Below are 12110 nucleotides of genomic sequence, written 5' to 3'. Positions count from 1 at the left end.
CACTGACTTAGTACCATGAACACCGAATTTTATGACGCGATAACGAGTGCCAGATAAAACGGGTCGCCGATAGGCATGTCGGCATGGATACAACCCGACGCCCGCATCGTCAGGCCCAGGTAAAGACTCCAACCAAAGCGGCAAGAATGGGCGGTATAAGAGAAGCAGGCCAATTAAAAACGCCCCCAAGATTGGAGGCGTTACTGGCGTCACTCTTCGGTTTCGTCCACCAAAGGCTTGGGCTTCTTCTTCAGTTTCATCGGCGCGTCACCGACATCGGTGAGTTTAAAGGCAAACTTTTTCTTCACCTTCTGCGGCCCACGTTTGGATGGCTTGGCTTGCGCCTTGCCTGGCTTATCGCTGGACTGGACCTTGGTCCCCTTCTCCCGGATCACAAAGCCCTTGAACTTGGCTTCCAATCCGGACAAGGCCTCAAACGCCAGCTCCTGGTCCAAAAAGCCTTCGAGCTGCTTAAAGCTCTTCCAGTCTTTCGGCCCCACCAGAGACAAGGCATCTCCCTTGGCACCGGCACGGCCGGTCCGTCCCACCCGGTGCACATACTCTTCGGCATGCTTGGGCAGGTCAAAGTTGATGACATGGGAAACCCGGGCAATATCCAATCCCCGACTGGCCACGTCTGTTGTGATCAGGATCTGCGCCTTACCGCTGGCGAACTCCTGCATGATCTGGTTACGACCGGCCTGATTCAGCTCCCCGGACAGGGCGAGAGCCGTATAGCCCCACTGTTTTACCAAGTCAGCCAGACGATCGGTATCGCCCCGGGTCGCGGTAAAGAGGATCAGCTGAGTGAAGTCCTGCTTTTCCAGCAGCGCCTTAAGCTGAGCTTCCTTATGATCCAGATGATCGGAAAACAGGAAGCGATGGTGAATATCGGCATGGATCTGCGCCTCCGCATCGATCCGGATCCGGGCGGGTGTCTGCAGCAACTCGGCGCCAAATTCACTGACCTGAGCATGATCCAGGGTGGCGGAGAACATCAGGGTTTGACGTTTCCGATGATCAGCGGCTTTGTGGATCGCCTTAAGTTGCTTGGCAAACCCCAGGTCCAACATGCGATCCGCCTCATCCAGGATCAGCATCTCAAGGCCATGCAGATAGAGGTGGCCATGCTCCAGATGATCCGCCAAGCGCCCCGGCGTGGCCACGACAAAGTGGGGATCCCGGGCCAACGCCTTGCTCTGCTGGTTAAAATCTTCTCCGCCCAGAATCAGCTCACTCTTGAACTGGGTGTTGGCCACCACCAGGCGTAATTGGCCGTAGACCTGCTTCGCCAGCTCCCGGGTCGGTGCCAGGATCAATACGCGAGGATCCTTTTTCGACAGCGCCTTGTTTTTAATCAGGCGCTGCATCGCTGGCAAAAGGAAGGCCAATGTCTTGCCAGAGCCAGTGCGAGAGGAGGCCAGCAGATCTTTACCGGCAATGGCCGCAGGAATGGCTTTTTGTTGGATCTCAGTGGCTTGGGAGAAGCCCAAGTGTGCCACCGTGGCTAACAGGCGTCGGTCCAGCGCCAATTCGGAAAAGTGCAAGGAAGGCTCCGTCGATGGGTTAAAAGCGCGATTATACCAATTCTAACCGCGAACTGGCTGCTTTGCGGAAATTGAACCCAATTTCCGCAAAGCAGCCTTAACGGGATCGATTTTCCCGATACCCCGCCAACCCCTCCGCGCCTGAAGGGCTAGAGCCCTGAGGTACACCTGCATTGTGTCCTACAGGCGATGACAAAGAGAGACTCCCCCGTTGACACAAACACATCGAAAAAGTCTCGCAAGATAGTTAGCTTTTGCATTGAAAACAAAAGTATTCCTTCGCAGGCAAGCTCGATAACATCGACGGCACGGGAAATGAGAAACACCCACAACACTGTTTTCTATCGGAGGTAAGGAATGGATTCCTGCATTACCGTATTGTTCTTTGACAGCGATGTCTCTCTCAATATGCACAAAGCCGTGCTTTCAAATTTACCCGTTGGGGCTGGGGGACGGGTGATCTTGCCCAATGAGTTTCGCGCCGGAAAGGTGATCGTCGCCGTCCTAAAGGGTTCGGTCGAAGTGTTGGATATGGTGGGTGATCGCTATTAAGGCTCTCAGACATGGAGCAAGCCGGTGTTTTTTTGTTCACACAGGCACATTTGACCGGTAAACTCTTCTCAAGAAGTTAATCTGTCAGACTAGAGAAGAACAATCGGCAGTTTGACGCACCTTAAAAAGGATTTTGAGGACAGCGCTTATGATCGCCAAAGACGTCACCGTGCTCTATTTCGAACCAGACTCCCTGGTTATGGAAAAAGCCCTGCTTACCGATCTGGACATCGGACCCTCTGGTCGAGTCGTTTTGCCCCCCTCCTTCAAGGGAGAGAAGTCCATCATCGCCATCCTGGGTGGCAATGTGGAGGTGCTCAATATGATCGGCGAACGCCTGGATTAATCCCGCATTATCTGTTCAATTCTCTGCTGGTGAAAGCCTCGCATCGTATGGCCCCGGATCACCAGGAAAGGCACCCCATGACCACCAAATTGAGCGAACTCGCGGCCTGCATCCGGATCCTGCTCCATATCCAGCTCAACAAAATTATACCCACCGGCCGTCAGATACGCCCTGGCATGGTCACAGACCCCGCACCAGCTCGCACTGTAAAACACCACATCACTCTCATACTTTTCATTGAGCTCCTCTGCGAATCGATTGCCCGCGCCCAACTGGTAAATCGCTCCGGCAATAAACGCCACCGGCAAGCCAAAAAATATCAGAAAACGTAGCACCTTTGATCGCATCGATTGCTCCTATCCACCGTACGGCCAAAGCATTAGACCGAAAACCCGAAAAGCAGTCCAGTGCTAACGCCTTTCCGCCCTCCCATTTATTCGCCCGGCTCGCCACCACGGCTCGAAGCGAATGCCACGCCAGCCCTTAAATGACAAACCTTACCGCTTCCGGGAGCCACAACCTCCCCCATGGCTCATAGCTTGTTATTGGCCCCAGCAAAAATTCGCCTTACTGAGCCTGGCTTGGTAGGCTTTTGCGCCTGTTTCACCAATGGGTTGCCACCTTGGACGCACTGATCATTCTATTACCCCTATTTGCCGGCTACCTCATCCAGCTACGGCACGCTGCGCTGCTCAAAGCCATCGATCGCAGCCTGACCGGGATCGTTTACCTGATCCTGCTGCTAATGGGCATTGGCCTCGGAGGCATGGATAACCTGGCTGGAGAGATCGGTGTCATCGCTCAGATCACCGTCATTCTGGTTGGCCTAACCCTGCTGGCCAACCTGCTACTGCTCCCCCTCGTCGACAAGAAGTGGCCACTGATGTTGGACAAGGCCCAGGGAGATATCCGCAAGCTGACCCTGGTGCTGGAATCTTTGCAGTTAGCCGGTGTCGTCCTGGCTGGCGTGTTCATTGGCCTGCTGTTCTCGGTTCCGGTGCACTGGATCGAATCCGGGGCCAACGCCATCTTGATGCTCCTGCTACTTCTGATCGGTATCCAGATGCGCGCCAGCAAGATGACCTGGCGACAGATCTTGCTCAATCCCCGCGGCTTGGCGATCGCCGCCCTGGTGATGATCGCCAGCCTGACTGCCGGTGCCATTACGGCCGGGTTGTTGGGGTTGCCGATCAATCATGGCTTAGCCCTGGCCTCAGGCATGGGCTGGTACTCCCTGTCCGGGATCCTGATCAGCGCCGAATTAGGCCCGGTACTGGGCTCGGTCGCCTTCCTGGCCGACCTGTGTCGCGAGCTGATCGCCATCATCCTGATCCCCCTGCTGATCCGTCAGTCGCCAGCCCGCGCCGTCGGCTACAGTGGTGCCACTGCCATGGACTTCACCTTGCCGGTACTGCAAAAGAGCGGCGGAGCCCAGGTTGTGCCAACAGCCATTGTTTCCGGCTTCCTGCTCTCACTGGCAGGACCCATCCTGATCCCCTTCTTCCTATCACTGGGGTAAAAAATTGAAAGGGGCTGGCAAAGCCAGCCCCTTTAAACCGCGTCAGCCTGTCGGCAGGCTAATGGGCCACGACTTTATCCATCATGCTGTTCCATCAGCAATTCGAAACGCTCATTGCCTTTGAGCATCTCAAAATCCGCTTCTTCCGATGCGAGTTCACGTAAGGAGGCGCTCCCCATAATGGCGCGCTCCAGATCGGAGATCGCCTGTTCCTCCACCCCCAGGCAAGCATAGGCACAAGCCCGCTGGTACAAGGCGTGGGCATTGGTATCGTCCACCTCCAAGACCCGGTTACACAGGCTCAGTGCCCAGTGGAACTCACGGATCTCCATCGCCGCATCCGCTTTATAGGTCAAAGCTTCCAGATCGCCAGGGCGGATCTTCAAGATCTCATCGTACACCTCAATCTTCTGCTCTGGCGTCTGGCTACTCTGTGCCCGCAGCCAGAGGTTGTGCACCTCATTGATCCGCTCAATCTCTTTGTTGTTGTCACTGATATTGCGCGTCTTCCGCTTAAGCTCCAACTCTAACGCCTTGAGTTTCTTCTCATACTGCTCGGTCACATCCCGTAACTGAGTTTCCGCCATCTTGGTGGTGTTGGCCTTTAACTCGCGCAAGGACTGCCAGCCGATCATCGCCATCAAGGACGCCACACCAGCGATGATATAGAAGAAATAGGTCATGGTAATGTTGACGTAATTAAGGGACTTGTCAGCCACTGCTAGCTCACGCTCGGTGATCTCGATGATCATCCGCCGCTCCAGATCCCGCTGCTCGATGCGCAACTCCTTCAGCTCATCCAGAACATAGCGCTCCATAAAGGGCTTGTCGTACATCGGTAGGTCTGAATACTTGGTCTCCTGCGCTGCACCAAGGCAAGCGAGAAAAGCCAGGCTCCATGCCAACAGGCATCTTAATTTGTTCATCCGGCGCACTCATCATTTGGGTTCTATTCAATCCTACATCAAATGCTCGCCCCTATAGGCTGCTGGCAAACAAGAACAGAAGCATGATCGCCACCAAGAACTGGCTAAAAATGACAAAGGGCGAAGTGTTTTGACACTTCGCCCTTCCAATTCGCTGTAGATTGACGCAGCCACCGATAGCGGTTTGCGACAATGACCTGGCTTTGCCCTTTATTCAGGCAATTGTACCGGCGCTTCCTCTTCGCCCAGCTCCGGCAATTGTACCGGGACCGGACGCTCACAGCTCCAACCCCAGCCTCGATGCTTCTCCACCAGTTCGGCCGCTTTCTTGGCGCAATAGCCTTCAGAGTTCGCAGCCTTCCAAGGCGTCGAAACGCCATCGGCCTTGGTGTATTTCACTTCGCACGGCAGGGTTTCACCGGTCGGGTACAAGACCTCGATCAGACGGGACTCTTCGCCATGGGTACAGCGATCCAGGGTGTTCTGAGCCGCCATTGCGGAAGTGCTGGCCAACAGGGCAGCAATCATTGCCAATTTTTTCATCATCCATCTCCGGAATATTCGATGCCATATATAAAGCGGCCCAAAGGGCCGCCGACATAAATGGCTAGAGCCATCAGGCCGATGCGTGACGCTTTGGGCCCAGCGACAGTGTGCTGATCATTGCCCGGATCATCAATACCGCCAAGACAATCCCACTCAGGTACACCAGCAGATCCGGTAACAGGCGGTGCTCATCCCCCACCATGGGCATCACGATAAAGCCAAACTCGGCTACGGCCCAATCCACCAGGAAGCCAAACAGCATGGCCGTACCAATCACGCCTCCCAGGTACGCCCACAGGGCCCGTTTACCCAGTTCATTGCGCACCACCCCGAGGGTCGCAATATTGGTGGCCGGACCCGCCATCATAAAGACCAGCACCGCACCGGGAGAGACCCCGGCCAGCAGGAAGCCTGCGGCAATCGGTGTCGAGGCCGAGGCGCAGATGTACATGGGTACCGACACCAGAACCATGATGGTCATCGCCAGGATCCCACCGCCCCACTGGGCCAGAAACTCCTGCGGTACGAAGGTATTCACCAGCGCGGCGAAAAACAGTCCCACCAATAACCAGAGCGTGGTGTCCCGCACCAGATCATTGGCCGCAAACTTAAGGCCCGCACGCAGCTTGTTAAGCACGCCAACGGGCAAAGCCTCTTCCGTCTTTTTCGAAGCACAACAGCCTTCGGCCGTTTCTTTCGTGTCCGCCTGCGAGGCACAGCTCCCCTCGGCCCGGACCTGTGTCTCCACCTTGCTACTGCAACAGGATGAGGCAGATGGCGCAGCCTCCTGGTTAACGGCGACGGCTTGGCTGCTGCAACAGGATGACTTCACCGGATCCATCAATCTCCCTGCGGGCCTGGCCGGGGTCATACGCTGTGGCGTGTCAGCCGACTTGCTCTCATCCTGATGATCCCGTCCGACCAATAAGCCGGCGACGATCGCCGAGATCACCGCGGCAATGGGCCGGACGATGGCCATAAAAGGCCCGAGTAGGACATAGGAGACGGAAACCGAGTCCACCCCGGTTTCCGGCGTCGCCACCAGGAAAGCGGTGGTCGCGCTCTTTGAGGCCCCGCTGCGGCGCAACCCCACGGCCGCCGGGATCACGCCACAAGAACACAGGGGTAAAGGTGCGCCCAGCACAGCGGCCTTGACCGTCGGCCAGACACCATTGCCGCCTAGCTGCTTGCGCATCCAGCTCATGGGGATAAACATCTTGATCAGGCCGGCGATCACCAGCCCCAACAGCAGCCAGGGCGCCGAGTCGAGAAAGAGATCGAGGAAATTAACCGCCAAGGAAGTAAGGGTATTCACTGACTTACCTCCAAGGCATCCAGAATAGAACAATGCTCTGCACTCTCTGGTCCGCCACAGCACGCATCGGCCAGCCCCTGCAGAGAATCACGGAACTGGGTCAACTCAGTCATTTTTTGCTCGATCTGGGCCACCTTGGCTTCCACCAAACCTTTCACATCCTGGCAAGCCCACTGACTGCGGTTGGCGTCAATAGCCAGCAACTCCTGGATCTCCGCCAGGGTAAAGCCCACAGCCTTGGCTTTGAGGATAAAGCGCAGCTTTTGCGCATCCGACTCGCTATAGAGGCGATACCCGGCTCCAGAGCGCTCCGATGGGCACAACAGCCCGCTCTTTTCGTAATAGCGCAAGGTATCCGCCTTCAACTGATAAACCCTCGCCAGCTCTCCAATACGGTACATCGCTTCCACTCTTATCATTCGCTGTTTGAGCGCCAATATCGTCAGTGTAAACCCTGGAGTTATATCCAAGGTCAAAGGTTATCTTGCCGCGATCACTCCATAGAAGCTTTGTTTCGAAATAAAAACAATCAACTCGACAAATCAACGCTGATCTGGAAGCGATTTTTGCGTAGAATACGCGCGCAAAAGCAGGGGTCGCCTGCCGGTTGTCTTTTGACCGGGAGGATCGAGGGTATTTCGCCAAGCTCATTGCCGCGGCAAGCGGCACGTTCGGTGCAGCCGGTTTGGCGAAATATCTTCTCTTTACACCCTTAGGCCAAATCACGACCTCGTATTGCCCCGTCAGAATGGTCAAACGTTGCGTGCCAATGGCCTTCAATAAAGGATCTGTATCCTATGAACGCACCCCGCCCGATCCGTCGAGCCCTGCTAAGCGTCTCCGACAAAACCGGTATTGTTGAGTTTGCCCGCGCCCTGAGCGCACGTGGCGTTGAACTGCTGTCCACCGGTGGTACCGCGCGTCTGCTGGCCGAGTCCGGTCTGACCGTGACCGAAGTTTCTGATTACACCGGCTTCCCTGAAATGATGGATGGTCGCGTCAAGACCCTGCACCCCAAGGTACACGGTGGGATCCTGGGTCGTCGCGAGCAGGACGATGCCATCATGGACACCCACGGGATCAAGCCCATCGACATGGTTGTCGTCAACCTCTACCCCTTTGCCCAGACCGTCGCCCGTGATGGCTGCACCCTGGCCGATGCCGTGGAAAACATCGATATCGGTGGCCCAACCATGGTGCGCTCCGCCGCAAAGAACCACAAAGACGTCACCATCGTGGTCAATGCCCACGACTATGACCGGGTGATCGGCGAGATGGATGCCGGAGAAGGCTCACTGACCTTCCAGACCCGCTTCGATCTGGCCATTGCCGCGTTTGAGCACACCGCCGGTTACGACGGCATGATCGCCAACTACTTCGGCACCATGGTGCCAAGCTACGGTGACAATAAAGAGGGCGACGAGGACTCCGTGTTCCCACGCACCTTCAACCAGCAGTTCGAGAAAAAGCAGGACATGCGTTACGGCGAGAACAGCCACCAGCGTGCCGCCTTCTACGTCGAGAAGAACGTGCAGGAAGCCTCCGTCGCCACCGCCACTCAGCTGCAGGGTAAGGCCCTGTCCTACAACAACATCGCCGACACCGACGCGGCGCTGGAGTGCGTGAAAGAGTTCGATGCACCGGCCTGTGTCATCGTCAAGCACGCCAATCCCTGTGGTGTGGCACTGGGTGAGTCCATCCTGGACGCCTACGACCGTGCCTTTAAGACCGATCCCACCTCCGCCTTCGGCGGGATCATCGCCTTCAACCGTGAGCTGGATGCGGACACCGCCAAGGCCATCGTCGAGCGCCAGTTTGTCGAGGTGATCATCGCCCCGGCGATCAGCGCCGACGCTCAGGCCATCGTCGCTGAGAAGAAGAACGTGCGCCTGCTGGCATGCGGCCAGTGGGACAGCAAGACCACAGAGTTCGACACCAAACGCGTCAACGGCGGCCTGCTGGTGCAGGATCGCGATCAGGGCATGGTGACCCTGGATGATGTCAAAGTCGTCTCCAAGCGTCAGCCCACCCAGGAAGAACTGACCGATCTGATGTTCTGCTGGAAGGTCGCCAAGTACGTCAAATCCAACGCCATCGTCTACGCCAAGGGCGGCATGACCGTGGGTGTCGGTGCTGGCCAGATGAGCCGCGTCTACTCCGCCAAGATCGCCGGGATCAAGGCCGCCGACGAAGGCCTGACCGTACCGGGCTCCGTGATGGCCTCCGATGCCTTCTTCCCCTTCCGTGACGGCATTGATGCCGCCGCCGAAGCCGGGATCTCCTGCGTGATCCAGCCGGGTGGCTCCATGCGCGACAGCGAAGTGATCGCTGCCGCCGACGAGCACAATATGGTGATGGTGTTCACCGGGATGCGCCACTTTAAGCACTAAGTTTGAAACGCTGGCCTAACGGGCGATAGGCGTTGTCAGAGCAGAGGCTCGATCTCCTCATTTGCAACAGCAAACTCCGGGATCTCGCCTCTGCCCTTCCTAGCCTCTCATCCCGTTATCCTGCGCTCTGATCTGTAGAGCGCACAAATTTAAAAGGAGCGGTTATATCCTTGTTGACCGCTCTTTCTGGGACTTAGCACCTGGAACCTTTAAAGGGATAAAGAATGAAAGTATTGATCATTGGCTCCGGCGGCCGCGAGCACGCCCTGGGCTGGAAAGTGGCGCAGAACGCCGACGTGGAAACCGTGTTTGTTGCGCCGGGTAACGCCGGTACTGCCACCGAGCCCAAGCTGCAGAACGTAGCCCTGTCCGGCAATGACGCCCTGGTACAGTTTGCCCAGGAAAACGACGTGGCCCTGACCATCGTTGGTCCCGAGCAGCCACTGGTTGATGGCGTGGTGGATGCGTTTGAAGCCGCCGGCCTGACCATCTTCGGCCCCACCGCGGCAGCAGCCCAGCTGGAAGGCTCCAAGGCCTTCACCAAGGACTTCCTGGCGCGCCACGACATCCCAAGTGGTGCCTACCAGAACTTCACCGAAATTGAGCCGGCCCTGGCCTACCTGCAGGAGATGGGTGCACCCATCGTGGTCAAGGCCGATGGTCTGGCCGCCGGTAAAGGCGTGATCGTCGCCATGACGCTGAAAGAAGCGGAAGATGCCGTGAAAGACATGCTGGCCGGTAACGCCTTTGGCGATGCCGGTCACCGCGTGGTGATCGAAGAGTTCCTGACCGGTGAAGAAGCCTCTTTCATCGTCATGGTGGATGGCGACAACATCCTGCCAATGGCCACCAGCCAGGATCACAAGCGTGTCGGCGACGGTGACACCGGCCCCAACACCGGCGGCATGGGCGCCTACTCCCCGGCTCCGGTTGTGACACCAGAAATTCACGATCGCATCATGGCGGAAGTGATCCGTCCTACCGTGGACGGCATGAAGGCCGAAGGCCATCCCTACAAGGGCTTCCTCTACGCCGGACTGATGATCGACGCCGATGGCACGCCAAAAGTGATCGAATACAACTGTCGCTTCGGTGATCCGGAAACCCAGCCCATCATGCTGCGCATGCAGTCTGACATGGTGGAACTGTGCCTGGCCGCCTGTGCAGGCAAGCTGGATGAGAAGACCGCCGAGTTTGATCCCCGCGCTTCCGTCGGGGTTGTACTGGCTTCCGGCGGTTACCCGGCCAGCTACGAGAAGGGCTTTGCCATCTCTGGCCTGCGCACCGACTACGCCGAAGGGGAAAAGGTATTCCACGCCGGCACCAGCGAGAAAGACGGTGCCATCGTCAATACCGGTGGCCGCGTGCTGTGTGCCACCGCCTTGGGCCATACCGTCACCGAAGCCCAGCAGCGTGCCTACAAGCTGGCCGATGAGATCAGCTGGGACGGCATGTTCACCCGTCGCGATATCGCCTACCGCGCCATTGCCCGCGAGCAGCAGGGCTAAGCCCTTACCCGCTATCGCTGAAAAAGGCCGCACTCTTAGAAAGAGCGCGGCCTTTCTCTATCACTTCAACGCTATGACCCCAGCGGTACCACCAGCACATCACAGTTGCACTTGTGCATCAGGCGGGCTGCGTCAGAGCTGAGGCTGTGCCAGAAGGAGTGGTGGTGACCGACTATCACCAGATCGTAGCCTTTCTCTTCAGCCAAGGTGGCCACCTCATTGCTGATGGTGCCAAATTTCACCAGCCGCTCCTTGAGTGGATAATCGATCCCGTCCAACATGGCGTCAAAATTGGCCAGAGTCTCCTTGTTCATATCCGTCAATAAACCATGATAGTCGTACCAAAAGACGGGCTGGAACTTGGGGTGAGGCTCACTGAGATCGATCAATTCATCCCCTACATGTACCACACTCAGTTCGGCCTCAAACGCCTTAGCCAAACGGATGGCGCGTATGAGCACCGGCTTGCTGCTCTCATCCACATCGATAGCCACCAATATGTGCTTATATGCATCCATATTTCCCCCTTCCCATAGTCACGGCTTCACTCCCATGAGCATAGCCCAAGCCCAATACAAGGCGGAGCAGCAAGGCTTGGTCACCCCAGAAATAAATGCTACCCTGCGCCCACTTTTGGCACACATGAGAACTAGATCACCATGCTTTTCGTTCGATGGATCCTGGGTCGCCTGATCCTGCTGCTCAACGCCCTGTTCGCCCCCAAACGCACCCGGCGCCCAGCTCAACAGCAGCAACAGCTTGATCAGGCCATGCAAGGCTATAGCCTGTATCAATACGCCGCCTGCCCATTTTGCGTCAAGGTACGCCGTGCACTGCGCCGACACAGCCTCAACATCGAGCTGCGTGACGCCAAGAGTGAGCCCTACCGCTCAGAGTTGGCCGCTCAAGGAGGACGCCTAATGGTGCCCTGCCTGCGAATAGAGAACGACCAAGGTGTCCGCTGGATGTATGAATCCTCAGAGATCATCACCTATCTGGAACAGACCTATCTCGGCACAACCCAGGCTGAGTGATCGTTAAGGTTGAGGAGCCGGTGGCCGGTGGTCGACACCTCCGACGCCCGGCCACCGCTGTTCGACATTACCGCTCCGATTCGATACTGGCCGTCGCCGTATGCTCGCTGTAGGTACCATCCAGATGCAAAACAATGGCACTCACCGCCAGGCGATCACCGGCCGCCAGCCGGACCGAACAGACCGAATCCGAGCGTCCACACCAGGGCAGTGACCAGATCACCCTGTCCCCATAGGCCAGACTCTCCAGACGGAAAACCGCCTCGGCCGTTTGCGTGATCCGCTTCAGCTCACGCACAGGAGCCCCACTAACCCGGTTCTTCTCCCACTCGGCGTCGCCCAGGGCGGTAACGTTCTTCTCCCACTCGGCATCGCCCAGCACGTTAACGTTCTTCTCCCACTCGGCATCGCCCAGCACGTTAACGTT

Annotated in this window: 14 protein-coding genes; 6 read left to right on the top strand and 8 right to left on the bottom strand. The window is 57.1% G+C overall.

What is annotated here, in order from left to right; all coding sequences use genetic code 11:
• Positions 1 to 209: 209 nt before the first annotated feature.
• Positions 210 to 1547 carry a DEAD/DEAH box helicase gene (locus tag AC2D8U_RS12470; RefSeq protein WP_484619394.1) on the bottom strand — a complete coding sequence of 446 codons (1338 nt, stop codon included), beginning with the start codon at positions 1545 to 1547 and terminating at the stop codon, positions 210 to 212.
• Between the two features lie 357 nt (positions 1548 to 1904).
• Between AC2D8U_RS12470 and AC2D8U_RS12465 the strand changes: the two genes are divergently transcribed.
• Both AC2D8U_RS12465 and AC2D8U_RS12460 read left to right on the top strand, forming a co-directional pair.
• Positions 1905 to 2099 carry a DUF2375 family protein gene (locus AC2D8U_RS12465; protein ID WP_484619393.1) on the top strand — a complete coding sequence of 65 codons (195 nt, stop codon included), beginning with the start codon at positions 1905 to 1907 and terminating at the stop codon, positions 2097 to 2099.
• A gap of 148 nt (positions 2100 to 2247) precedes the next feature.
• Positions 2248 to 2445, top strand: coding sequence for a DUF2375 family protein (locus AC2D8U_RS12460; RefSeq protein ID WP_484619392.1), 198 nt, complete (start codon positions 2248 to 2250; stop codon positions 2443 to 2445).
• Here AC2D8U_RS12460 and AC2D8U_RS12455 read toward each other — a convergent pair.
• On the bottom strand, positions 2442 to 2792 hold the full coding sequence (locus AC2D8U_RS12455) for a glutaredoxin family protein (protein ID WP_484619391.1): 351 nt from the start codon (positions 2790 to 2792) through the stop codon (positions 2442 to 2444). The genes AC2D8U_RS12460 and AC2D8U_RS12455 overlap by 4 nt on opposite strands.
• A gap of 275 nt (positions 2793 to 3067) precedes the next feature.
• Between AC2D8U_RS12455 and AC2D8U_RS12450 the strand changes: the two genes are divergently transcribed.
• The gene (locus AC2D8U_RS12450; protein WP_484619390.1) at positions 3068 to 3964 is read left to right on the top strand and encodes a LysO family transporter; all 897 of its coding nucleotides are present in this window, start codon (positions 3068 to 3070) and stop codon (positions 3962 to 3964) included.
• 74 nt (positions 3965 to 4038) lie between these two features.
• Here the strand turns inward: AC2D8U_RS12450 and AC2D8U_RS12445 are convergent, their stop codons facing one another.
• The 4 genes from AC2D8U_RS12445 to zntR all read right to left on the bottom strand — a co-directional run bounded on the left by AC2D8U_RS12445 (position 4039) and on the right by zntR (position 7152).
• Positions 4039 to 4890, bottom strand: coding sequence for a tetratricopeptide repeat protein (locus tag AC2D8U_RS12445; protein WP_484619389.1), 852 nt, complete (start codon positions 4888 to 4890; stop codon positions 4039 to 4041).
• Between the two features lie 210 nt (positions 4891 to 5100).
• On the bottom strand, positions 5101 to 5433 hold the full coding sequence (locus AC2D8U_RS12440; RefSeq protein ID WP_484619388.1) for a hypothetical protein: 333 nt from the start codon (positions 5431 to 5433) through the stop codon (positions 5101 to 5103).
• A 73-nt stretch (positions 5434 to 5506) separates the two neighbouring features.
• The gene (locus tag AC2D8U_RS12435) at positions 5507 to 6751 is read right to left on the bottom strand and encodes an SO_0444 family Cu/Zn efflux transporter (protein ID WP_484619387.1); all 1245 of its coding nucleotides are present in this window, start codon (positions 6749 to 6751) and stop codon (positions 5507 to 5509) included.
• Positions 6748 to 7152, bottom strand: a complete 405-nt coding sequence (gene zntR, locus AC2D8U_RS12430; protein WP_484619386.1) for a Zn(2+)-responsive transcriptional regulator — start codon at positions 7150 to 7152, stop codon at positions 6748 to 6750. Before zntR ends, AC2D8U_RS12435 begins: the two co-directional genes overlap by 4 nt.
• Before the next feature lie 396 nt (positions 7153 to 7548).
• Here zntR and purH point away from each other — a divergent pair, with 396 nt between their 5' ends.
• Together purH and purD are read left to right on the top strand one after the other, a co-directional pair.
• Positions 7549 to 9141 carry a bifunctional phosphoribosylaminoimidazolecarboxamide formyltransferase/IMP cyclohydrolase gene (purH, locus tag AC2D8U_RS12425; protein ID WP_484619385.1) on the top strand — a complete coding sequence of 531 codons (1593 nt, stop codon included), beginning with the start codon at positions 7549 to 7551 and terminating at the stop codon, positions 9139 to 9141.
• 224 nt (positions 9142 to 9365) lie between these two features.
• Positions 9366 to 10649, top strand: coding sequence for a phosphoribosylamine--glycine ligase (gene purD, locus AC2D8U_RS12420; RefSeq protein ID WP_484619384.1), 1284 nt, complete (start codon positions 9366 to 9368; stop codon positions 10647 to 10649).
• A 71-nt stretch (positions 10650 to 10720) separates the two neighbouring features.
• Here purD and AC2D8U_RS12415 read toward each other — a convergent pair whose 3' ends face one another.
• Positions 10721 to 11167 (bottom strand): universal stress protein, encoded by a 447-nt coding sequence (locus AC2D8U_RS12415; RefSeq protein ID WP_484619383.1) that lies wholly within the window; start codon positions 11165 to 11167, stop codon positions 10721 to 10723.
• 141 nt (positions 11168 to 11308) lie between these two features.
• On the opposite strand from AC2D8U_RS12415, the gene AC2D8U_RS12410 reads away from it, so the two are divergent.
• A complete protein-coding gene (locus AC2D8U_RS12410) occupies positions 11309 to 11683 on the top strand; it encodes a glutaredoxin family protein (protein ID WP_484619382.1) in 375 nt (124 codons plus the stop codon).
• Between the two features lie 67 nt (positions 11684 to 11750).
• Here AC2D8U_RS12410 and AC2D8U_RS12405 read toward each other — a convergent pair.
• The coding region (locus AC2D8U_RS12405; protein ID WP_484619381.1) for a hypothetical protein at positions 11751 to 12110 on the bottom strand (360 nt) is incomplete at its 5' end.

It is taken from the genome of Ferrimonas sp. YIN67, from assembly GCF_057219095.1.
This window is presented reverse-complemented; position numbering and strand designations above follow the sequence as displayed.